This is a genomic window from Haploplasma axanthum (assembly GCF_900660745.1).
Classification (GTDB): domain Bacteria; phylum Bacillota_I; class Bacilli_A; order Acholeplasmatales; family Acholeplasmataceae; genus Haploplasma; species Haploplasma axanthum.
Genome location: NZ_LR215048.1, coordinates 582,116 through 605,252, shown reverse-complemented (window position 1 = coordinate 605,252; position 23,137 = coordinate 582,116). Strand labels below are relative to the sequence as shown.

The following is a 23,137-nucleotide window of genomic DNA, read 5'->3' as shown; positions in this document are numbered from 1 at the left end:
AATTAATCTACTTTATTATAATTTATACCTTTAACTTGTTATCGCTTACATATTATCATAAAAAAACTATATCATTTTCATTGTTTCATAACTTGTATTTTTTAGGGCATATTTTGTTATAAACAAAAAGTGAAATAAATTTCACTCGGGGCGATTACTAATCGCCTCTTTTATTTTCATATCTTATTATTTATAATATAGCTATGGATACTAATGTTTATGTTAAAAATCTTTATAAAGATTTACTAGCCACTGCTGCTAAAAATGGTAATACTGTTTATGAGAATGAATTAACGAGACTTTCTAATCTTGAGCATGTTCGTTCCCTAAACTCTAATCACGTCTCTATAAAGGAGATTTTTCGCGCTTTTTGGCCTTCTTTTAAATTACTTCATCAAGATAAACTTCGTTCTTCTATTATTAAAAATGTTGAATCTATGATTGATTGTAGAAATTTATCTAAGGGCTATCTTTTCTATGAGTGCTCTAAATGTGATCATTATCATTTATCTGGTTTATCTTGTCATTCTAGATTTTGTTCCTCTTGTGGCCATAAATATCGTGATTCTCGCTCTTTGGAAATTCAAAAGAAACTTATTTCTGTTCCTCATCGTCATTTTGTTTTTTCTCTTCCCTTTGATTTAAGACCTTTCTTTTGGAAGTGTCGACCTTTATTTGATTGTTTATTTAAATCTGTTAATGATTCTCTTCATTTTTCTTTAGATCTTTCTAAAAAAGATCTAGCAGATGATGCTAGGCTTGGCTTCGTTGCTTTCCTTCATACTTCGGGCCGTAGTTTAAATCTTCATCCTCATATTCATGTTTTAATTGCTGAAGCTACTATTGATAAGTTTAACAAGAAAAAAGATCTTTATTTTTTTCCTTTCGAACGTCTCAGAAAGACTTTTATGTTCAAATTCTTATCCTTAGCTTCTAAAGTTCTCAAAGCTTTTGGTAATCATTCTCTTTATCGTGAATTTAACATCTTAAGGTCTAAAATTATCAAAAAATATAAAGACGGTTTTTATACTTACGGTCCTAGGATTAAAGAGTTTACTAAATTTTATAACACTAAAAAAATTGCTAATTATATTGCTAGATATGCTTCTCATCCTCCTATTGCTGAATCCAATATTTTATCTCTTGATTCTACTAATAGCACTGTCTCTTGGCGTTATACTCCTCACGATGATCCTAATAATCCTGTCGTTATTACTGAACATCCTCATATCTTTATTTCTAGACTAATTAGACATATCCATGATGAGGGTTTTCATCAAATTCGTTACTATGGTTTTTATGCTAATAAATCTGCTCGTGCTAACTCTTTTACTAAATTAGTTTCTAAATCTTCTATTGATTACTTAAAATCTAGATTAAAATGGCGTATAATGTTGCTAGATACTTTTAAGTTTGATCCCCTTCTTTGTAGCTGTGGTGCCAAGATGGTTTTAAATATCAAACTTTCATTTCTACCAAATAATAATAAAGGAGCTTATATTTCTGATGCCTAAACTTTTTAAAACTTATAAACCTATTTTGTCTAATTCACAAAAGAAGAATCTTTATCGTGAATATGAATTAGGTATTGCTGAGGGTTTTATCCCTGGTCCTAAGTTATCTTTTGATAACTATTTTAAAAATTCTGATTTGTTTGATATGATTGAAATGAAATGTCTTGATTGTCACTTTGAATTAAATTTAAGTTATGAACATTTTTCTATGGATGTTCTTCATAATGAGGCTGCTTTCCCTTTAGATTTCTGTCCTGAATGTGGTAAGTTGCAGTTTGTTCCTAAAGATGTTTTTAAAAAATTAATTCCTTTTAACGTTTTAAAATAAACTAAGATATATTATACTTTGTAATAAACTTCTAATATGGAGTTTTTTTAAGTATATCCTTTTTTGATTAGACCAAATACAATTTCCTATTCAAAATAAAAAAGGACTATAAGTCCTTGAGTGATTATTACTTCAATTCTTTATAGTCATTTTTTCTAAATATTAATTAAATAACTTCTTTGTTCTTTTTTAGTGCTGCCCTTACTACAAAGAATCCCCATGTAGCATTAGCAACAACAACTGCAACATTTGACCATATTAATGCTAATTTCCAATAAGGCATTGCATAGCCATAGACTACACCATCTCCATATCCATTCATAGCATTACTATTGGCAACAGTATATAAGATATTTTTTGTTGCATTTCTTAAAGCTGTAATTTGCGTAGGTGTAACATTTCCATTTGGTTTACCTTCTTGTGTTAAGTTTAAATCTCCACCTGCACGAATCATTTGATCAACGTTCATATATTTTATTAAAACACTATAATCTGTAATAACCATTCCTTTAAAGCCCCATTCATTTCTTAGAACTTCCGTTAATAGTTCATAACTTCCACCTGCCCACGTTAACCCAATTCGGTTAAATGATGACATCATTGCAGTTGTTTCTCCCTCTTTAACAATTATTTCGAAAGGTTTAAAATATATTTCTCTCATTGTTTGTTCATTAGCCCATGTTATTAATCCATTAGAACTTCTATCAGTTTCTTGGTCATTTAAAACAAAATGCTTAACATATGTGTAAACACCTTTAGATTTAGCACCTTGAACAACTTGAGCACCCATTTTACCTGATAAGAAACCATCTTCTGAATAGTACTCCCAGTTACGTCCTGAGAATGGTGATCTATGGATATTAACTGCTGGAGCATACCAACCGCTATAAGGAGTTTTATCTCCTTTTTGGTTACCCCAAATACCTTCATTACCAACCATTTTACCCATTTCATATGCTAATTCTTCATTCCAAGTAGAACCAATAACAACTTCACTCGCATAAAAAGCAGTTCCATACACAGTAGGATCGCCCATGAAGTTTGTGAATCCTGCTGGACCATCTGGATCGATTGTTTTTGGTTTTCCAATATTATCTATTTGACTTGTGTTAAAATTACCAGTTCCAATTAATTGTCTCATTTGATCAATTGTTACATAATTTAATAATTCATCCCATAAAGGATCATTATAGTCTTTACCAATTAGTTGATATAATTTAACTTTTGATTCAATAACTTTCATATTTTGTGACGGCAATGTAGTAGAATACCATTTTTTATCTGCTTCATCACTATATGTATAATTTAATTTATCAATAAAGTCTTGTGTAACCTCTTTATCTTCTGCAGTAGGTAATGTTGGCCATGTATCTTGCCAATTACTTCTTGACAGGTATTTTTCAATATGTTCACTTACATCATCAAATCTGTTTTCAACTTTATAGTTTGTTTTACTATCATTTTGAATTTTATGATCTGCTGGAACATTATATGTATGATTTAATAATGGAGTATGTGCATTTTTAGATATTTTGATTTGATAATCTCCACTTTCAAGTTCATAACCTTTGAAACCATTGTTATTTGCATCACTATAATCATATGAAGCCATATCACTTACTTTAAGAGTAAGTTTTAAGATTTGTGATTCATTTTTTTCTAATAATTTTGTTTTTCCAAATGCGCCTAAAACAATATGTGATTTTTCAATTCCACCTTGAGTATATGGAGCACTGTAATATAATTGAACAACGTCTTTACCAGCAACATTGCCAACATTAGTTACTTTAACTTCAACTTCAATTGTATCATCAATTGTTAATGCAGTTTTTTCGGTTTTTGAAACTATTTCCCAATCAAAATTTGTATAACTTAATCCATAACCAAATGGATAAACAACATTTTGATCATACCATGCATTTCCATCAGTAAATCCACGTGTTTCATAGTAACGATAACCTACATAAATTCCTTCTTCATAATCAACAAAAAACGCATCAACATTTTTATTGTCTACTGTATATCTATTACCATTATCAGCAAAATTATTTGAAAAGTTATTCCATGTTGGATCATTTTCAAAATTACGTGCATATGTATCTACAGTTCTACCTGATGGATTAACATCTCCATTTAATATCTTACCTAAAGCGTTTATTCCACTATTTCCTGGGCTACCAATCCATAATGCAGCTTTTATTTTATCACTATATCCATAATGATTTGCATCATCTAAAAATCCTAATTCCATTGCTGCACTACTATTAATAACAATAACAATTTTTTCAAAACTTTTTGAAACTTCTTTTATTAAATCAGCTTCATTTTGATCTAACTGTAGATAATGATCATCTGATTTTCGTGCTCCAGAAATAAGATTACCGTTTTTATCTTTCATTGTACGTGGTAAATCATAACCTTCTCCACCAATTCTTGATAAAACAATAAGTGCTGCATCATTATAGTTAGAATAACTATTTTTAACTTCATTTGTATAACTAGTTAATGGTGTTTCACCGATTGTAAAACCAGATAAGATTGTTCCCATTGCAGGACTTTTATCTCTTCCATTCCCTGATGCATTACTTTCATAAAAACTCTTTAAGGTTGGATTAACATCAAACCCTGAATTTTTCAATGCGTCATAAATTCCTACAGTATCACTTGATGATGATCCTCCTGAACCTGAACCCCCATAAACTAGGTTAACAGAGTTTTTACCGAAAACACTTACCTTTGATCCTTTTGATAAAGGTAATGCTTGTTGATCATTTTTCAATAAAACAAATCCTTCGCTAGCTATTTCTTCATTAAGTTTGTTAGCTTCTTCAAGAGTTTTTTCTTTACTTTCATAATCAGATTTATATAGTGCTTCTTTTTCTTCACCTGATATTAAAACTCTTCTATCTCCGCCTAAAACTGTATTTAACGTATTATTAATTAATGGTACCTGAGTTATAACTAGGGTAATAATCAAAAGTAACAACATAATAGAGTTTGCAACTATAAGCCAAATTCTACTAGCTTTTGATTTCCATATTTTTCCAAAAAAACTTTTCATAATTTTCTCCTTTATTTGGTGAATTTATTATCTACCTTTAGTATTATCTAAAAGAGGATTCCAACTTAAAATTGCTGTTGATGTTATCTTTACACAATCCATAGCTGGTCCAAATGTATCTCCTCTACTTGGGAATAAAGTATTTTCCTTAACTGTAAGAGTTAATACATTCTCACCTTCAAGAATATTTATCTTGTTACTTGATGTTGTGATTTTAAAATCTTCGAATACTCCAACACTTCCCATAGTTGCATCTGATAATAAATTAATAGCAGTATAATTAATTACTGTACCATTAAGTTTGATTTCAAATGCATCTGGTGTAAGTGTTACAGATCCCAAGTCAGAACCTAAACGTAATACTAAATCACCTTGAACTGATGAATCTGATATAAATTTATATTCGAATGATAAATTTGGTGCATGTGTATACGCAACGAAATATCCGTTACTTGCTTGATTATTACCATCTTCATCTTTACCAATCATGTTTAATTCACGTGCTGAACCACTCCAGCCTCCGCCACCCTTACCAGTTAAGTCAACAAATTCTGATTCCATAATAAATGTTGTTGCTGTAGTTGATTTTTCAATAACAATACTGAATTCTGCTTCTTTTGAATCAAAATCTTTTGCACTTGCAATAACAACAAATTTATATGTACCTTCTTTAGTTGGTGTTCCAACAATTAACCCTGCTTCATTAATTGATAAACCTGTTGGTAATACACTACCTGATTTAAGAGCATATTTAATGTTACTTGTTCCTGTCGCAATTCCTACATTTGCAGAATATGATGCTCCTGTTGCTCCTTTTTCAAGTGCTTTTCCATTAAATGTTAACTCTGTAGCTGGTGCATCAATAATTGTAAAAATAAATGTTGCTTCTGCATCTTTAAATCCCTTTGCACTAGCAACTACTGTGATTTCAACAGTTGCTGCTTCTGTTGGTTTACCTGTTATTTTACCGTCACTTGATAAAGTCAATCCGTTTGGTAACTTATCTCCTGATTTTAAAGCATATGTAACTGTAGCACCCTCAGTTTCTACTCTTGCTACTTGTTCACTATATTCAACACCAACAGTTCCTTGTGATAAATATGCACCATTATATGTCATTTCTTTGTTTCCACCACCACATGCAACTAACACTAACGTAAGTAGCATTGTGAAAACTATACTTAAAAATTGCTTATTTTTCATAAACTAAACCTCCTATATTTAAACAAACATAGCATAGAACGTTATTAACGAACTATGCTGCTTGTTTTATTTAATTCATTATATATTATTTTTTCTTTAAAACAACTAAAACTGCAACTCCAATTACTCCTACTAATGAGATTACTGATAATACAATTGGTAATGTCATATTTGGTTTAACTGGTTCAGGAATTACTGGTGTTTCTGGAACTTTTTGTTCTTCAACAACAATTGTAAATGTTGCTTCAACATCTTCAAATCCATCTTTACTTGCAATTACAGTAAATTCTTTATTTCCTAAAACTGACGTTTTACCACTTATTGTTCCAGAAGCACTTAACACTAAACCTTGTGGTAATTGACTACCATCTTTTAATGTATATGTTACTCCTGTTTCAGATGCAACTGCTACACTAGCAGAGAAATTTGCATCTTTAGTAACTGTTGGAAGATCTATTTTAACAAATGTAAATCTTTCAATTGGTTTTTCAGGTTCAGCAGCTTTAACTTCAACAGTAAATGGTACATCAAATGTTCCTAAAGTTGTTTGAATTCTTACTTCAAATTCATATACTCCAATTTCTGTTGGTGTTCCTTTTAGAATGTTATCAGAAGTAAAGTTATTAGAAATTGGTCCAAATTTCAACCATGATGGTACTTTTCCATCCCATCCAGCTGCACCCCATCTTCCTGGTACACTTCCAGAGAACTTACTATTTTCTAATTCTACTTTAGTTGAATTAAGTACTGGTGCTAAATTAATTTCTAATTCTTGACCAATAATTGCTACTAGTTTAGTATCTCTATTATAGATAGCTCCATCTACTTCAATTTCAAAACTTGCTTTTCTTGTTATATAACCATCAGCAATAATATCAATACTAAATGTATGAACTCCTGTGTTTTCACTACCTGCAAGCGGAGTACCAGAGATTTTACCATCAGCTGTTAAAGTTAATCCTTGTGGCAACTTACCACCATCTGAAATTTTGTACTCTATAATCTCAGCAGCATCAAAACCTTCAGGTAAATTGCTCTTAATGTCATAGTTGAACGGTAGACCAGCATTAGCTTTTTGAAGTTTTACTGAGATACTACCACTTGGAATCCCATTTTGCATTCCTAAACTGTTTGCAAGAGCTACTAAAGCATTTCTTGCAGATTTTCTCATTGCAAAAACTTGTGTTGCAACATATGTTTTTTCATCAGCAGTTAATTCATCAAATTTTTCAATTAAATCTTTTAATCCTGCTGTTGTAGGTTTTGTACTTCCTAATGTTAAGTCATTTCCAGCACGAACCATTTGATCAGTTTTCATATGTCCGCCCATCCACATGTCTGTAACTACAACACCTTCAAAGCCCCATTCGTCTCTTAATATTTCTGTTAATAATGCATAGCTTCCACCTGCCCAAGTACTTCCAATACTATTGAATGAACTCATGACACCATGTGCTTCTCCATCTTTAACTGACATTTCAAATGGTCTTAAATATAATTCTCTAATTGCTTGTTCATTAGCATATGTTAGAACCCCATTATTAGTTCTATCTGTTTCTTGATCATTTAATGCAAAGTGCTTAATATATACTATTACACCCTTATCAGTTGCACCTTTTGTAGTAGCTGCACCAATAAGTCCACTTAATACTGCATCTTCTGAATAATACTCAAAGTTACGTCCTGAGAATGGTGAACGGTGAATGTTCATACCTGGTGCATACCATCCACCTGCATTTGTCCATAATGCTTCATTTCCAATATGTTGTCCCATTTTATATGCTAACTCTTTATTGAATGTTGATGCTATAACTATTTCAGCTGCAAAGTTTACACCTGAACCAAATCCAGAAGGTCCATCTAAGTTTTCAGTTCTTACAACCCCTAAATCAGCAAGTAAAGCATTTCCACCTAATGCATAAGTTGTATTACCAATCATTGCTGCAAGTTGATCAATAGTAAATTGATCCATAAATGCTTCCCATTTTTCTTTATTTTCATCAGTATATCTAACACCAGCTAATTCAGAGAAATGAATTGCGATTTGTTCTTTTGTTAATTGTGTCTTAGCTTGATTTGGTAAAACAGTTGTAGCCCATGGTTGATTTTTATCATATAAACCTTTATTATCAACAACAACATTTAAGCTCTTAATAAATTCATCAGTAACTGTTCTATCTTCAAGAGTTGGCATTGTAGGGAATGTTCCAGCAAAATCTGCTCTTGATAATGATCTTTCAGAAATTGATTTGCTATTTCTTGATGTTGTTGACTCTGGAGTAATAACATCAAAACTTACATCATCGAATCTATTTTTAATAACTTCATTTGTTACTTCATCATTTTCATAAGCTACTGTTGTTGCTAAATTGTATTTAATTTCTCCAACAACTTCATGTGAATTCTTCATAACTTTGATTCCGTATTCACCATTATCTAATTCCCAAGTTGTTTTACCGTTATTATTTGCATCAGTATAATCGTATGATGCCATATCTCTTGCTGTTAATTTTAATTCAACAGTTTGTGATTGTCCTGGTTTTAATAATTTAGTTTTTTCAAATGCTCCTAATACAACGTGAGCTTTTTCAATTCCACCATTAGTATATGGTGCAGTATAGTATAATTGAACAACTTCTTTACCAGCAACTGATCCATTATTTGTCACTTTTACTTTTACTGCAATTTCAGTATCAGCTGTAAGAGCAATAGGAGTTTCATTTCCTGCTCCTTCAATTTCCCAAGTAAAGTTAGTATAACTTAGTCCATAACCAAATGGATAAACAACATTTTCGTTGTACCAAGTTTCCGAATTTTCTTCTTCAACTGCTCTTGTTTCATAATATTTATACCCTAAATAAATACCTTCTTCATAATCAACATAGTAGTATGGTTGAGTTTTTCCATCTACAACATATTGATTACCTTCAGTGTTTTGTGTATTTTTAGCAAAGTTGAACCATGTTGGATCTTTTTTGAAATCACGTGCATGGATGTCTGTCAATCTACCTGATGGATTTACTTCACCATTCAAGATTTTACCTAATGCATTTAATCCGTTTGCACCTGGACCACCAATCCAAATTGCAGAATCAATTTCTGGCATATCTTGAACGAATCCTAATTCCATAGTATTACTACTATTAATAATCAGAATTACATTTTCAAATTTACTATCAACATATTTAATTAAATCTTCTTCATATTTTGTAAGTTGTAAGTAATGGTTTTCATGTGCACCTTCTGCAACACCTTCAACTGGTTCTGTACTAGTCCAATTTTTACGGCTATTAACTGGTAAGTCATAACCTTCACCACCAATTCTAGAAATCATAATTACTGCTGCATCATTAAATACAGAATAACTACTTTCAACACTACTTGTGTATTTATCAATTGGTGTTTCACCTGTTGCAAATCCTGACAACACTGATGTAAACATACCAGGGCTTGCTGGTCTACCTGAACCAGATGCTCCATTATTTAGATAAAAATTTTCTAGTACTTTATTTACATCAAATCCCGCATTTCTTAATGCTGTGTAGAAATCAACTCTGTTTTTTGTACTACCAGAACCTGATCCACTACCACCATAAACTGGATTCACAGTGTTTTTACCAAATGCACTAATTTTAGAATTTTTTACTAAAGGTAATGATTCATTTTCATTTTTTAGTAGAACAAACCCCTCACTGGCAATCTCTTCATTAAGTTTATAACCAGCATCTAATACATCTTCATAACTTGTAAAGTCAGTATAGAATTTTTGTGCTGCAACTGGTACTGCAACAGCAAGTAAAAATCCTGACAATACAATCATAGTCATTTTTTTAATTAAACCTTTCATTTTTTTCCTCCTCTAAAGAATATTTAATTAAAACTTGAAAACACACATCTACGACACATTTCTATTAAGCAAATCTCGTTCATTAACAAAAGATAACGCTTTCAAATACTTTAGAAAAAATTAGGTCTCTTAATTCAAAACCCAAATTTTAGCCGCAATGTTCTTTCACATCAAAGTATAACAAAAAGGATTTTCCTTTGGTATATGTTGGCATAATTTGTTATTTTACTGTCATAAGTTGTGTTAACATTTTAAGCATTTTATCAATCAAATTATTTATCTATAAAAACTTCTACTATGTTCTATTTATCATTTTTTCAATGCTTTTTGCTAAATAATAATCTTAAAACATAAAAAGCGATAGTTTTTTTAAACTTATCGCTATATTAAAACAAGTATAATAAGCATCAAATTATTTGTATGCTATCATATTTTATTTCCCCTTTATTTAATTTTGAGTAATCGGAATCAAAATCATTATTGTGAACCAATTTGATTCTGTATTTATTGTTAATGACCCTCCATATTTATCGACAGCACTTCTAATACTTTTTATACCATAGCCATGATAACTATTATCGCCTTTAGTTGTCACTAAGTTACCATATTCATATTTTAATTTGTTTTGATAATAATTCTCAATTCTAATCATTAATAAGTTTGCTTGTGAAAAAATTGCTAACTTCATTAATCTTTTTTCAGGATCATTAATTTCTTTTAAATTTTCAATTGCATTATCTAATGCATTACCAAATATTGACACTAAATCCATAACTTCAATAAAATCTAAAAGCGTTCCATCAGCAACACATGTGAAATTAATTTTATTTTCAACAAAAATATCGTGTTTAGAGCCTAATATAATATCTAAAACTTTATTCCCAGTTTGATAATTACTCTCATACTGTTTAATTGAATTTTCTAAATCATCAATATATCCCATTTTTTTATCATAATCTGTTTCAGCTCTTATTACACTAATATGATGTTTTAAGTCATGATATTTTTGATTTATTATATCCGTTGAAACCATTGAAACACGATATTGTTCATATTGTTTATCAAGTAAATTGTTCATAGTATAGACTTCCATACTTTTTTGTGTTGCATATTTATGTTCTCGTTGTGAATATAAAATAACAATTCCCGCTAAATCAACTAAAGTTCTTATATAAAACATTTCTGTTGGATTATTACTTGTAATTGGCGTGTTTATATTCAAAAAACTTATATTAGATATTGAAAATACTAAAATACCTACTACAGCTACCGCTAATAAATCATTTTTCTTTGCATTAAACATTTGTTTACGTTTCCAATATCTTTTTTCCAAATAAAAAATAGCAATGAATATTAACGCATACGTTATTATTAATGTAAAACTTATTCTTAAATGGTAGATTTTAATTGGTGAGTATATTAATATCTTTATAAATATATTATCTCTTGATGAATTTGTAATTATAAAATGTTCAATTTGCCATTCAAGTGAAGCAGCAAATTCAGACATAATAAATGCAATCACTGTTATGTATCCTGCAGTAAATGGATTTGATTTTGAAATAAGCATAACAAAACCATACATAATTAAAACAGCAACAATCATACCAAGTATCCAAAAGTTTATGTTCCATGTATCAGACCATAAATGAAACATTGTCATTACTAATAATCCAATTATACTAAAGATAATTGTTTTTGCACGACTAAATCTTTTCGGACTAAAATAAATATATGAAAGACATGCTAACCATTCAGCAAGAACAGTATATATTCTTGGAATATTTAAAACAATTTCCTCCGTTGCAAACAATGTCATCATATTTTGCCACCTAAATACGTAGCTAATTCTTCCATGAACTGTTTCTTTCTTGGACGTGATATTTTCAATTTTTCATCTCTTATCATAACAAAATCGTCAACTACTCCATCAACATATGATAAATTAACTAAATAGCAATTATTACTTCGATTAAAATCATGTCGTTCAAGTTCTTCTTCCATTTTTTTAAGTGTTCCACGTATACGATAACTTTTATCTTTAGTAACTATTAATAAATCATGCTTAATACTTTCGATATAAAGAATTTCATTCGATGATATTTTTTTAATTCCATTTTCATCCGGTATTAAAATATATTTTTTTTGTTTAAACTTTTTTATCTTGTCTAATGATTTTTTTAATTCTTGAACAAATGCGAAATAAGGTACTGGTTTTAATAAAAAGCTTAATGCATCTACAGTATATCCTTTTATTGCGTATTGACTCATGTTAGTAATAAAAATAATTATAACATCCGAATCAAACTCTCGAATTTTTTGTGCTGCACTCATTCCATCTAATCTACGCATTTCAACATCAAGAAAAATAATATCATATTTAGCTTCATAATCAGATGTTATTTCATCACCATCACGATACAGAAAAAATTCAAACTGAGTGTTTGTTTCTTTTGAATATCTAGTAATGTAATTTTTAATTGCATCAGCACTATTTGGATCATCTTCGACAATAGCAATTCTATATCTCATTAAATCGCCTCCTTCATAATTCTACTTGTTTTTATTCAAAAAGTAAAATCACAATCTTCATATTATCATTATAACATGTGATTATATGTATAATCTATGCTATAATTATATAACAAAATACAATAAATGGAGGATAAAATGTTAATTGCATTAATTCTAGCAAGTGGAAAAGGAACAAGACTCGCTCCACTTTCAACTGAAGAAACACCAAAACAATACTTAAAATTAATAACTAAAAATTCATTAGTTGCAGACACCGTTGATCGTGTAAGGGGATTTATAAACGATGAAAATATTTATGTAGTAACTAATCAAGCCCACAAAGATTTAGCATATAATGAATTCCCATTTTTAAATAAAAAAAATATTATATTAGAACCAGAAATGAAGGAAACACTTGCATCTATAACACATGCTGTTTCAGTAATTTCTAATATAACAGGTGGTAATCCAACATTTTTAATTTTACCTTCTGATCATTATATCGATGATTATGATAATTTTAAAAAATCAGTAACTGATGGGTATAACTTAATAAAAACAAAAGAACACTATGTCTTATATGGTGTACGTCCAACGTTTCCAAGTACTCAATTTGGTTATATAAAAACTGTAAGTAAAAACAACTTGTTAAATATTGAAAGTTTTGTTGAAAAACCTCAAATTGAAATTGCGTCTAAGATATACAATGACTCTAATTATTATTGGAATAATGGTATTATGCTTGCAACTAAAGAAAATATTTTCAACAGTGTTGCAAATCAACTACCTATTCAATATGAATTATTACAAAAACTTGATAATAAGGAAATTGGAACACTTGATTATTTTAACAACACCTTGAAATCATCATTTTCAAGAAGTGTTTTAGAAAAAGAACAAAACATGTTTTTAATTCCTGTTGATTATGTTTGGTATGATGTTGGAAACTTTGACACACTATTTGAAATATTAGAAAAACTTGGAAAACATGATAAATTAGCAGAAATTAAATCACTATTAAATTCAAAAAACCTTGATTAGAATAATTACTAACCAAGGTTTTTTTCTATATATTTTTCATATTCATCTTTAATAATTTTTGATATTTCACTTAAATTATGATCATCATTTTCAATATGCAAATCAACTTTCAATAAATTGTCTTTATTAAATATTTTTTCATCGTTATGTAACCTTTTTTGAATATCGTCTATTTTATCACCACGTTCAAACATTCGTTTACTTCTTATATCTTTTTGTGACTCAAAAAAAACAATAAAAACATTATTTTTCATTTTTCTTATTAATTCATTTGCTCCATTTGGTTCTACAATAACTAAAGCATTTTTATTAATATCTTTCTTATTTATACCATAAAAATTATCTTGATAAATTGCATATTCAACAAACGCATTTTTTGAAATTAATAACTTGAATTCTTCTTTTGTTAAAAAATGATAATCAATTCCATCAACTTCATTTATTCTTTTTAATCTTGTAGTCGTTGTAACACATTTCATAAATCCATACTTTTCAACTAGTATTTTTGATACTTCTGTTTTCCCACTTGCACTCGCTCCAACAATTACAATCATTATAAATTCTCCTAACTATTCTTACTCTTTTCTTTAAATACTATATTAAAGACTAAAAGCGCAATAGTCAATACTAATCCAAAATATTGTGCAATACTTACTGATGTATAAACACTTCTTACTCCTTTATCTAATCCAAAGAAACCAAAATATTGATTCATTGTAAGTGATGTTATGATCAATAATGTAATTTGAGCAATTATTAGTATTATACCCAATATCTGTAATGAATTTAAAAATAAACTTCTATTTTCAGCTTGATAAACAAATCTAATTAAAACCATTAATAAAACTGTTGCTAAAACAATTAAAGTGGCAATAGAAATTATTGCTGTTAAAGTAATAAGTATTTTCATTTCACTACCTGCTTCTTCAACAGCAGTCCATGCATTATTACCTATAAATTTAGTTTGGTATATTTTAGTCTTCTTACTTAAATTACTTTCTACTATATCAAAGAAACTATCAATTAGAAATTCTTTTGTTAACTCTAAATTATTATCAAGGATAATCTTATCTAATGTACCTGAAAAACTCTTAGCAGATTCGGTAACAATTAACTCTTTTTTAGTTGAATTTGTATTTTGGTATTTGTACTGATATTTAATTCCGGTATTAATTACTAATAAGAATACTAATGATGTACCTAATAACATTAAAACACTTTTTATTAAGTTTCTTAAGATAAATTGTTTGTTTACTATCTTTTCAAAAATTTTAAATGCAAGCATAATTAATGCCATTATAGCAATAATTGTTAATGAAGTTGATGTTGGTTCAAAATTATTTGTCGCAAGAAATAAACCATTACAAATCATTACTAATCCTAATGCTACAAAACTTAAATATTGAACAATATTGTTACCTTTATTTACAGATTCATCTTTACTTACTAATGATATAATTCCAATTATTATTAAAAATGGAATTAAAACTAATAACAACATTTGACTAATCACTAGGACAACAAAGAAAAATATCTGAATAGTAGTAATCTCCGAATACTCCTGAATCGAATAAAGATATGCAGGATTAATTCTATCTACAAGGATCTCAGCTATTTTTTTCCTGTCATTTAGATTTTCTGGATTCAAGTCATATCTATCAGCTATATAACCTACTTCTTCATCTACATATTCATAAAAATCTTCAAACGTATTATCTTCAAAAAGATACTTTATACCAACAATATTTTTAGTAAAACTAAATGATAAATCTAGTTTAATATTATTAATCTCTGGACTCAAGTCGCTAAAATTAAACTTGACTGTTGGTAAAAATAATGCAATTAAAAGTATCATACCAAAGATAATACTAATTGAACTTTTTAAATATCTAGCTATGACATCACTCACTTTTTTTCTAGACTTAGTATTTTCATTATCTATTGATTCTATAGACTTAGCTTTAGCACCACAAGTTGGACAAAATAATGCTCCATCAGGAATTTCGCTTCCACACACATTACAATTTACTTCTTTCGCTATTGATGTATCTTCCCCGCAATACATGCAAAATTTTGAATCATCAGGAATTTCTTTAAAACATTTTATACATCTCATGTTTAAATATAAGATTAAATAATTAATCTTTTCTCCTTTTCAATTTTATTTTATTATAACATTTTTTTAATAATAATTAAAGGTTTATAAGATGTTTTTGACATACTATTTAATTCTATTATAGTTTATTAAAAAATTAGTCGTTATTTTTATAACTATATCGCTAAATTTTCTGAGAATAATCCTTTTGTTGATATTACTTCTTCTACTCAATAAAGATTCTTATATTGTCTAGTAAAAAAAACAAGCATTGTTATATTTCAAACTATACTTGTTTTGTATTCATTTATTCTCTAACTCTATTCTTATCATTGAACGCAATAGTCATCTACTAACATAGGTATCAACTTTTAGTTTTATATATTCTAGCTTATCTTGAATACTCTTATTAATAATTTTTTCTTTTATCTTTATATACTATATTAAACACTAGAAATCCAATTGTAATTACTAATCCAAAATATTGAGCGATACTAACTGATGTATATAATGTTCTAGTCCCTCTATCTAAATCAAAGAATCCAAAATACTGATTCATTGTCATAGAGGTAATAATTAATAATACTATTTGAGCAATAATAAGCATCAAACTTATAATCTGAAGTGATAATAAAGATTTACTTTTCTTTTCTGGTTGATAGATAAATCTTAACATAACAATTAATACAATAGTCGCTAAAACAATAAATGTCGTAATAGAAATAATACTTGTAAGTGTTACAAGAACATCCATATCACTACCAGTCTCATCTACAATTGCCCAAGTGTTACTATCCATTAAATGTAATAAATCTTTTGTTGTTCTTGAATTAGGTGAATATTCAATAATTTGAAAGAAACTTTGCTTTAATTCTTCACTCTTTATATTAAGTTTTTGTCCTGGCACTAACTTATCCATAGTACCTGTAAAACTTTTTGCTGTCTCAGTAATTGCAATACTTTTTTTTATTCCACTATTTGGCTTACTTTGATAATTATATCTAATTCCTGAATTAACAACTAAAATAAATACTGTAATTGAAAAAATAACCGAAACACTAGTTTTAATAAGCCCTTTAAAATTAATTCTTTTTGATAAAATTAAATCAACTAGTTTGTACGAAAAAACACTTATCAAACCAATAATGAACAATACCAATGTACTTGAAGAAACAACATATCTATTGGATGAAACATATAATTGATTTGCAATAAATACTAATCCTAATCCAACAAATGTTAGATACTGAAGGACATCATTAACTTTAAAGAACTTTTTATCTTTACCAAACATAATCAAAATGCCATATATTAATAAAAATGGAATTAAAATAACTGTTAGAAGTTGTGTAATAACTAGTATTATAAAAAATACTTTTTGGATTGTTGTTATTTCCGAATACTCATTAATAGAATATATTATAGCAGGATTGAATTTTTTAATCATTAATTCGCTAAGTTTTTTTTGATCACTAACATTTGATTGGTCAAGATCATACTTATCTGCAATTTCTGATGCATACTCATTCATTTCGATTGTAAGCTCACTCATTGTTTTTTCCATAAACAAGTACTTAATACCAGAAATATTCTTAATAAAATTATAATTAATCTCCACTTTATCATTCCCAGATATCGTAGTTGAATTATTATTTATTTTTGCATTTCCATTTGAAACAAAAAGACTAATTACTAATAATATACTTAGTAATATACTTAATGATCCTATGATATATTTTTTAGCACTAACAAAGTAATTTCTTTTTTTCTTTAAATCTCTTCTCTCTACTGAATGATTATATTCCTTAACTTTTACCCCACACGAATGACAATACATAGCACCTTCAACAATAGTTTCGCTACAATTAGGACATGTAACTATTTTTTCTTCAGTACTTTCTCCGCAATGTATACAAAACTTTGATTCATCAGGAGTTTCTTTTAAACATTTTCTACAATTCATACTCACTATCAAGATTATTAAAATCTTTTTCCCCTTTACAAGTTTGATTAATTGTATTAATTATATCATTTTCACCTATATATTAAAACCTATCTTGTTCATTCTAGCGATACTAAACGTTTCAATTATTACTTAAATCAATGAAATACTTATTTTGCCATTCTTTAGTTTTTTTAGCTGTATCATTTAGTTCATTTATCCAACTAGGATATACTCTAAATGCCATTTTACCATTTTGATTTTTATCTTTTAATATTTTTTTACTAATTAAAATATCTTTTGGAAACAAAAAATATCCTTTTCTATTTTCATCGATAATATTAATGATGTATGCATCAACATTATCCTCTGAACTAAATGCAGTATTTTTATTATTACTATCTTTTTCCCAAATTGCAACAAAGTATCCAACTTTTTTCGGTGTTTTTTTACATAACCTCGAACGATATGTTCTATTTAATGATTCAAAAACAAACCCTTCATAATCGCTATTGTTATTCTCATTAAACAATAACTTATAGTCACTAAATACATTTTTAATTATTTCGATTGATTTCATTATGTTCTCCTAAAAATAAAGACTAGTATATAACTAGTCTCTTGTAGTATAATCATCATCGCGTTCTTCTTTGGTTGTAAATCTTGAGTACGCTGGATCAAATTTAAAGTGTAAATCAATTCCTGATTGCCCCTGTCTATTTTTCGCAATACCTAAATCAACATCCCCAGTTTTCTTTTCTGGATCACGTTCATAATAGTCTTGTCTAAATAAGAATAGAACAATATCGGCATCTTGTTCAATACTTCCTGATTCACGTAAATCCGCAAGAACAGGACGTTTGTCATCTCTTGTTTCAACAGCACGAGATAATTGTGATAAAGCTAAAACTGGAATTTTTAATTCTCTCGCCATTTGCTTTAAACTACGAGAAATCTTTGCAACTTCTTCTTGTCTATTTCCATTTTTAGATTCACCTTTAATTAACTGTAAATAGTCAATAATTACGAAATCAAGTTTACCTTCTTGGCTAAGTTTACGGCATTTTGCTCTAATGTCAGAGACAGAAACTGCTGCTGAATCATCAAAAACAATATTTAAATTTTCTAAAACCATTTTCCCTGCTGTTAAATTAGCCCAGTCTTTACCATCAAGATTTCCGGACTTTAATCTTCCAGCATCAATATCTGCTTCAGAACTTAACATTCTTGTTGCTAATTGATCGTTACTCATTTCTAAACTGAATATCGCTACCCATGCTTTTGAATCACGATTTCTTTTAGCAATGTTCAATGCTAGATTAAGTGCAAAAGCACTCTTACCCATTGATGGTCTTGCAGCAAGTATCAGTAATTCTTCAGGTTGAAGACCTGCTGTAACACGATCCAAATGTGTAAATCCTGTTTTTAAACCGGTAATTCCGCCTTTATTATTTTTGTTATTCTCGATTTTTTCTCGAACTTCCTCAATAACTTTAGCGATATGTGAAAATTCACTAGTTTTACGTTTTTGAGCAATTTGGAAGATTTGTTCTTCTGCTTTTGCAATATATTCATTTGCATCAATATCTTCTTCATAACCTGATTTCAAAATATTACTGCTGACATCAATTACTTGACGCTTTAGTGATCCGTCAATTACTAAATCAATATGTGAATCAAGATGAGTTGTTGATGGAACAAAATCAGACAATTCTAAGAGATATTCTAAACCTCCTGCTTTACCGAGGTTTTTCGCTTGTTCAAGTTTTGCCATAACACTAGTATAATCAATACTTAAATCATCACTATTTACTTGAATCATTGCTTGGTATATTAATTGATGTTTTAAATCAAAAAAATCTTCAATTGTTAATTTATCTATTACATGAACTATTTTTTTAGGATCTAAAAATACAGATCCTAAAACTGATTGTTCTGCAACTAAATGATGTGGTAATGCTTTAGACATATTATCCCTGCTTTTCAATTACATTTATTTCAATATTTGCTTTTACATCTCTATGTAGGCTAACAATTGCCGTATAAATTCCTGCTGAATTAATTTCGGCTGGTAAGTCAATCTTTTTACGATCAATTAAAATTCCATTTTGTTTTTCAAACTCTTCTGCAATTCCTTTTGAAGTAACACTTCCAAATAATTTACCATCTTTACCTTTTTGAATTTCAATTGTAACACTTTTTGATTCAATATCTGCTTTTAATTTTTTCATTAATTCTAGATGCTCATCATTTTTTCTTTTTTCTTCTGCTTGCGCATCTCTTAAAATTCTAACATTCTCATCATTAGCAAGTATTGCTTTTCCTTGTTTAATAAGGAAATTAGCATATCCTGAAGCTACTTTTATTACATCGTCTTTCTTTCCACGACCTTTTACATCTTCTAATAAAATTATATCCATTTCTTCACCCTCCGTACCATATTCCATATCTAAGAACTCTTTTATTTCTTTATAAACCTCATCAACGGTCTTATCTTTAATTTGTGCAGCAGCACTATTAATATGACCTCCACCGCCAATGTGTTCCATAACTAATTGAACATTAATACCACTAATTGATCTTGCACTAACTGATGGAACACCATTAACAGGAGCAATCGTAAATGCAGCATCTACTCCCTCAATTGATAATGCTTCTTCTGAAGTTTGTGCTAAAATAACTCGATCTTCCTGCTCTTCATTTGAAATCATAAAAACAAATCTACTTAAATAAACTTTTGCTGTACTTAATAACTTATTAATACCTAAAGTTCTGTCTAAATCTTTTCTTAACCATGATTTAACTAACTCTGGATCAGCTTCTAACTCTCTAAGTTTATAAGCAACTTCAAATGTTCTCACACCGGTTCTAGTTGTAAAATTATTAGTATCAAGTACTAAACCACCATACATAATGCTTGCTTCTAAATTAGTAAACTTTATGCTTTCATCATAAAATGATATTAATTCCATAACAAGTTCAATTGTTGATGATGCATACGGTTCAATATATGAGAAGATTGAATCAAAGCCATCATCACCAACTCTATGATGATCAATAACTATTACTTTTTTAGATGCTTCTAAAACTTCTTTACTTATGACTATCTTTGGTGATTGTGTATCAACAATAATCACTAATGTTTCTTCATCATTAATCTCTAAAGCTTTGTTAGTATCAATCACATTCTCAAATACTGTATGCTTTGGATCAACAGTCTTAATCTCTTTTAAAACCTTTTTAACAGTCATATCAAGTTTGTCTTCATCATATAGCTTATAAACTTTCTTGTTATCTATTTTTGCCATATAATAAACAGCTAACATTGAACCAAATGAATCTAAATCCGTTTGATCATGACCCATAATAAAAATTTGACTAGCTTTCTTGATATATTCTTTTAAAGTCTGGGCATTAACACGAGCTCCAACTTTTGAACTTTTTGCAGATGCATCACTTTTAGCTCCAAAATACTCAATTTTTTGATTTTGAATATTTACTACTGCTTGATCTCCACCACGCTTTTCAGCTAAATCTATTGCATTTTGAGCGTATGTTCCTAAATCATCATAATTAACATCCCATGATGCAACACCAATTGATAATGTTACTCTAACATTATTTTTACTTGAAATTGAACGGATTTTTTCAAGAATATCAAATTTATCAATAATCATTCGACTTAAATCTTTTCGATACACCATAAAAATAATTCTATCACCTGTATAAGGTTTTAAATATCCGTCATATTTAGTTAACCAATCATCAATTGCAGCTAAATATTCTCCCTTAATACTTGATTGTAGGGAAACATCCAAGTTACCTAAAGATTCTTCATAATTATCAAAATAAATTATTCCCATTGCTGGCAATTGATTATTGTACTTACTCTTTATTCTTTCACGTTCTGTAACATTGAATAAATAAATAAAATGTTCTTCACTTCGATTAATAACATCATATAACTCACTATTTATTTCAATTATTCCTTTTGATTTTTTTGATTCAACAATAACTTGAAGTTTCTCACTAATCGTTTTTATATCTTCATCAACTAATTTTTTAGTATTAAATATTTCCAGTGTATATGGATTTGTCCACTTAATCTCAAAATCTTTATCATAAATAATTACACCTATTGGAAGTTCATTAAAAACTTCATCACCAGCTTTGTTTACATATAAAGATAAATCGGTCCACATTTTTAATCGTTCTTTAAGTTTGTTTATTCGTCTTCTTTGATTATAGTTCACATATAAAAATATAACTACGGTAAGCATGATATCAGCAACAAACACTAAAATAAACCCAACAAATGCTCTCATATCAGTTTTAAAAACTTGTTGTAGTGGCGTATAAAAAAAGACAATTGTTAAAATAAATACTAATATTGATATTAAAATAGGTAAAAACTTCTTCATATTATCAAACAGCCTTTCAAATCCTTAATTATTAAAGATTATTCCTCGTTATTATTTTATCATAATTTTGTTAACATTCATATCGTAAACAACTGATTTAGAAAAAGAAAAAAATAAATTTTTTGGCATTATTCTTTCATTTTAAATGAAACACCTAACTTATTATTAATTGAAGTAAGAATTTCCATTACATCTATTGTTTCTTTATTTGATCTAACATCACTATCTTTTTTATTAAATCTCACTAAATCACTAAAATGAAGTATCTCATATTGAAATCCATTCTTAAACTTATACTTATATTTTTCTACTTTTTTTCCTTGTTTAACAGTAAAATGATTTGCTTGCATAAACATCGGAACATCTATAGTTCCCTGTTCACATATAATCTTTAGATACATCTTAAAAAAATTAACACTTGATGTTGTAAACTTTGCAATAGCACTTTCGTAGTACATTGAAACATCACATTTTAAATCAACACCATTTTTTACTTTTCCATTTACTGTTATCTCCTTTGGCATTCCTAATAAAAACTGCGAATAGGAAACTAAATAAACAGCGAGATCAAGTACAGAACCTCCACCTCTTACATTATCAAAACTACGACTCTTTTTATCAAATCTTTTATCAACGTGAAACGCCCCATTTATTTCAATAATACTTCCTAGTTGTTTTGATTCTATAATTGATATAATTTTTTGTGTTGTTGGCAAAAACTTAGTCCACATTGCTTCCATAATCAGTGTATTTTTTTCATTAGCATATGCTATTAAAGATTTAGCTTCATGAACATTTTGAGTAAAAGCTTTTTCACATAAAACCGCTACATTATGACTTAAAAACAGTTTTGAACATCGATAATGATCACTAATATTATTACAAATATAAACTGCATCTATTTCTCCTGAAGATGCAATCTCTTCATAAGTACCAAAAATCTTTATACCGTATTTTTTTGCATATTTTTCAGCACGAGCTTTATCTGATGAAGCACATGCTACCACTTCATTTCCTTCAGTAAGTTTGATTGCTTTTAAAAATTTCTTACTAATTGTTCCAAGACCACAAATTGCCCATCTTATTTTTTTCATAAGTACTACCCATCCTTTTTATACTCTTAATCATTCACAAGGAATATATTATTTGTTTAAAAAAATAGATTTAGTTT

15 protein-coding genes are annotated in these 23,137 nt (G+C 28.6%); 3 read left to right on the top strand and 12 right to left on the bottom strand.

What is annotated here, in order from left to right:
* Window positions 1–203: 203 nt before the first annotated feature.
* Window positions 204–1,514 carry an IS91 family transposase gene (locus tag EXC62_RS02880; RefSeq protein ID WP_129747419.1) on the top strand — a complete coding sequence of 437 codons (1,311 nt, stop codon included), beginning with the start codon at window positions 204–206 and terminating at the stop codon, window positions 1,512–1,514.
* Window positions 1,507–1,842: a hypothetical protein gene (locus EXC62_RS02875; RefSeq protein WP_026391052.1), complete on the top strand. Its 336-nt coding sequence runs from the start codon at window positions 1,507–1,509 to the stop codon at window positions 1,840–1,842. Before EXC62_RS02880 ends, EXC62_RS02875 begins: the two co-directional genes overlap by 8 nt.
* A 166-nt stretch (window positions 1,843–2,008) precedes the next feature.
* Here EXC62_RS02875 and EXC62_RS02870 read toward each other — a convergent pair whose 3' ends face one another.
* The 5 genes from EXC62_RS02870 to EXC62_RS02850 all read right to left on the bottom strand — a co-directional run bounded on the left by EXC62_RS02870 (window position 2,009) and on the right by EXC62_RS02850 (window position 12,485).
* Window positions 2,009–4,903, bottom strand: a complete 2,895-nt coding sequence (locus tag EXC62_RS02870) for a glycoside hydrolase family 3 protein (protein WP_052589937.1) — start codon at window positions 4,901–4,903, stop codon at window positions 2,009–2,011.
* Window positions 4,904–4,930: 27 nt separating this feature from the next.
* Entirely contained in the window at window positions 4,931–6,106 is a 1,176-nt protein-coding gene (locus EXC62_RS02865) for an Ig domain-containing protein (protein WP_026390676.1), read from the bottom strand.
* 85 nt (window positions 6,107–6,191) lie between these two features.
* Window positions 6,192–9,953 (bottom strand): beta-glucosidase, encoded by a 3,762-nt coding sequence (locus EXC62_RS02860; protein ID WP_052589935.1) that lies wholly within the window; start codon window positions 9,951–9,953, stop codon window positions 6,192–6,194.
* Between the two features lie 448 nt (window positions 9,954–10,401).
* On the bottom strand, window positions 10,402–11,775 hold the full coding sequence (locus EXC62_RS02855) for an ATP-binding protein (protein ID WP_026390675.1): 1,374 nt from the start codon (window positions 11,773–11,775) through the stop codon (window positions 10,402–10,404).
* Entirely contained in the window at window positions 11,772–12,485 is a 714-nt protein-coding gene (locus EXC62_RS02850; protein ID WP_162140233.1) for a LytR/AlgR family response regulator transcription factor, read from the bottom strand. The genes EXC62_RS02855 and EXC62_RS02850 overlap by 4 nt, the downstream gene beginning before the upstream one ends.
* Window positions 12,486–12,623: 138 nt before the next feature.
* On the opposite strand from EXC62_RS02850, the gene EXC62_RS02845 reads away from it, so the two are divergent.
* Complete coding sequence (locus EXC62_RS02845) at window positions 12,624–13,508, top strand: sugar phosphate nucleotidyltransferase (protein ID WP_052589930.1); 885 nt, start codon at window positions 12,624–12,626, stop codon at window positions 13,506–13,508.
* 8 nt (window positions 13,509–13,516) lie between these two features.
* On the opposite strand, the gene EXC62_RS02840 is transcribed toward EXC62_RS02845, so the two are convergent.
* The 7 genes from EXC62_RS02840 to EXC62_RS02810 form a co-directional block, all read right to left on the bottom strand.
* Window positions 13,517–14,062, bottom strand: a complete 546-nt coding sequence (locus EXC62_RS02840; protein ID WP_026390674.1) for a guanylate kinase — start codon at window positions 14,060–14,062, stop codon at window positions 13,517–13,519.
* Window positions 14,063–14,073: 11 nt separating this feature from the next.
* Window positions 14,074–15,624, bottom strand: coding sequence for a zinc ribbon domain-containing protein (locus tag EXC62_RS02835; protein ID WP_035375766.1), 1,551 nt, complete (start codon window positions 15,622–15,624; stop codon window positions 14,074–14,076).
* A gap of 388 nt (window positions 15,625–16,012) precedes the next feature.
* Window positions 16,013–17,566: a zinc ribbon domain-containing protein gene (locus tag EXC62_RS02830; RefSeq protein ID WP_026390673.1), complete on the bottom strand. Its 1,554-nt coding sequence runs from the start codon at window positions 17,564–17,566 to the stop codon at window positions 16,013–16,015.
* Between the two features lie 121 nt (window positions 17,567–17,687).
* Window positions 17,688–18,125 carry a MepB family protein gene (locus EXC62_RS02825; protein WP_162849130.1) on the bottom strand — a complete coding sequence of 146 codons (438 nt, stop codon included), beginning with the start codon at window positions 18,123–18,125 and terminating at the stop codon, window positions 17,688–17,690.
* A gap of 33 nt (window positions 18,126–18,158) precedes the next feature.
* Window positions 18,159–19,514: a replicative DNA helicase gene (gene dnaB / locus EXC62_RS02820; RefSeq protein ID WP_035375765.1), complete on the bottom strand. Its 1,356-nt coding sequence runs from the start codon at window positions 19,512–19,514 to the stop codon at window positions 18,159–18,161.
* Between the two features lies 1 nt (window position 19,515).
* Window positions 19,516–21,966: a 50S ribosomal protein L9 gene (gene rplI / locus EXC62_RS02815; protein WP_052589928.1), complete on the bottom strand. Its 2,451-nt coding sequence runs from the start codon at window positions 21,964–21,966 to the stop codon at window positions 19,516–19,518.
* 128 nt (window positions 21,967–22,094) lie between these two features.
* The gene (locus EXC62_RS02810) at window positions 22,095–23,060 is read right to left on the bottom strand and encodes a Gfo/Idh/MocA family protein (protein ID WP_026390670.1); all 966 of its coding nucleotides are present in this window, start codon (window positions 23,058–23,060) and stop codon (window positions 22,095–22,097) included.
* Window positions 23,061–23,137 lie beyond the last annotated feature (77 nt).

What these genes read in the sequence shown, in the direction of transcription:
- EXC62_RS02880 (WP_129747419.1), top strand. Translation starts at nt 204, where the DNA reads ATGGATACTAATGTTTATGTTAAAAATCTTTATAAAGATTTACTAGCC.
- EXC62_RS02875 (WP_026391052.1), top strand. Translation starts at nt 1,507, where the DNA reads ATGCCTAAACTTTTTAAAACTTATAAACCTATTTTGTCTAATTCACAA.
- EXC62_RS02870 (WP_052589937.1), bottom strand. Translation starts at nt 4,903, where the DNA reads ATGAAAAGTTTTTTTGGAAAAATATGGAAATCAAAAGCTAGTAGAATT.
- EXC62_RS02865 (WP_026390676.1), bottom strand. Translation starts at nt 6,106, where the DNA reads ATGAAAAATAAGCAATTTTTAAGTATAGTTTTCACAATGCTACTTACG.
- EXC62_RS02860 (WP_052589935.1), bottom strand. Translation starts at nt 9,953, where the DNA reads ATGAAAGGTTTAATTAAAAAAATGACTATGATTGTATTGTCAGGATTT.
- EXC62_RS02855 (WP_026390675.1), bottom strand. Translation starts at nt 11,775, where the DNA reads ATGATGACATTGTTTGCAACGGAGGAAATTGTTTTAAATATTCCAAGA.
- EXC62_RS02850 (WP_162140233.1), bottom strand. Translation starts at nt 12,485, where the DNA reads ATGAGATATAGAATTGCTATTGTCGAAGATGATCCAAATAGTGCTGAT.
- EXC62_RS02845 (WP_052589930.1), top strand. Translation starts at nt 12,624, where the DNA reads ATGTTAATTGCATTAATTCTAGCAAGTGGAAAAGGAACAAGACTCGCT.
- EXC62_RS02840 (WP_026390674.1), bottom strand. Translation starts at nt 14,062, where the DNA reads ATGATTGTAATTGTTGGAGCGAGTGCAAGTGGGAAAACAGAAGTATCA.
- EXC62_RS02835 (WP_035375766.1), bottom strand. Translation starts at nt 15,624, where the DNA reads ATGAGATGTATAAAATGTTTTAAAGAAATTCCTGATGATTCAAAATTT.
- EXC62_RS02830 (WP_026390673.1), bottom strand. Translation starts at nt 17,566, where the DNA reads ATGAATTGTAGAAAATGTTTAAAAGAAACTCCTGATGAATCAAAGTTT.
- EXC62_RS02825 (WP_162849130.1), bottom strand. Translation starts at nt 18,125, where the DNA reads ATGAAATCAATCGAAATAATTAAAAATGTATTTAGTGACTATAAGTTA.
- dnaB (WP_035375765.1), bottom strand. Translation starts at nt 19,514, where the DNA reads ATGTCTAAAGCATTACCACATCATTTAGTTGCAGAACAATCAGTTTTA.
- rplI (WP_052589928.1), bottom strand. Translation starts at nt 21,966, where the DNA reads ATGAAGAAGTTTTTACCTATTTTAATATCAATATTAGTATTTATTTTA.
- EXC62_RS02810 (WP_026390670.1), bottom strand. Translation starts at nt 23,060, where the DNA reads ATGAAAAAAATAAGATGGGCAATTTGTGGTCTTGGAACAATTAGTAAG.